Source organism: Brachyspira catarrhinii (assembly GCF_005518285.1).
Lineage (GTDB): Bacteria > Spirochaetota > Brachyspiria > Brachyspirales > Brachyspiraceae > Brachyspira > Brachyspira catarrhinii.
On sequence record NZ_SJDU01000545.1, the window covers coordinates 1 to 1205 of the forward strand.

The 1205-nt window shown below is 41.2% G+C and carries 1 protein-coding gene; it reads right to left on the reverse strand.

The window, feature by feature from the left end; genetic code table 11:
• The coding region (locus EZH24_RS12200; protein ID WP_137999333.1) for a sialidase family protein at positions 1 to 1205 on the reverse strand (1205 nt) is incomplete at both ends.

Sequence of the window (1205 nt, forward strand, 5' to 3'; positions counted from 1 at the left end):
TACCAAATCGTAATCGGAGTCTCCAACTTTCGTATTACTTTCGTTATATTCTTCGTAGAGAGTGACGATAGTTCCGTCTCCGCAAACATCCAAAGAGGTATAGCCCGAGTTATATTTACCTGGATATACAGCAGTATCGATTACATTGAAAATTTGTCTAAAGCTTCTGCCATCATCTTCACTCAACCAAAAATTCATTCCTCGTCTGAAATTAGGTCCCGTTAGTAATTGGAGTATTCTCGTCTTGTCATGCTCGCCTGCTCTTGTCCAAACTATACCTTCGCCGTTCACATTACCGCATTTCATCCTACTATTCCAAATTCCAAGTTGTCCAGAAGACGGACTATTGAAAGTTCCCCAAGTTAATCCTCCGTCAGTAGAATACCCATACATACGAGGTTGTCCTTCTCCGCCTCTTACACCTTGTCCATTTCTAACCGACATAAGTAAATCGCCGTTATCCAATTCGCCCACTATTTTTGGCTCTGACAAAGAGTATTGTCCTTTAGCGACTCCCATATTATCATAAATATTCCAAGTCTCGCCCTCGTCATCGGAATATAAATAAAATACTATTAAAGCGCCGTTATCTCCAAGCATAGCAGTTGCCAATCTACCGCTCTTTAATGTAGTTCCTCTGCCCGAACTTGCAAACGCTCTATTGACACTTGGGCTCATATTTTTCATTTTACTGAATACGGATGTTTGTCCCACCTCTTTCCATGCAGTCCAAGTTTCGCCGTTATCCAAACTTTTTGACATAACCATCCTTGAAGGAGTTGCGTCGTTTTTTCCAGCTATCCAACCGCCGCCAGATACCGCTAAAGCCACCAATTTTCCGCTCAAACATTTGAATACTGAAACATCGCCTTTATTTTCAATTCCCGTCATAACATCATTTTGAGAGGCGGGTAAAATAGTTTTTTGCTCGCTCCAAGTTTTGCCTCCGTCTTTACTAATTTTATAAACTATATCTATGGGACCTGTTTTTGAACCGACATCTCTGCCTTTTTGATGTCTATCGTCTGCGAAGGCTATAATATTTCCGTTATCGGCTACTATTATCGCAGGTATATGATATATTTGAGGGTCGGTCGTTCCGCCTCTCGAATCGAATAAGATTGTAGGACCTTGAGTATAGTTAGTTTGCTGTTGCTCTTCGGTTAGATACCAAGCGGGGAAAACTTTACCATCTTCGTTGGTTA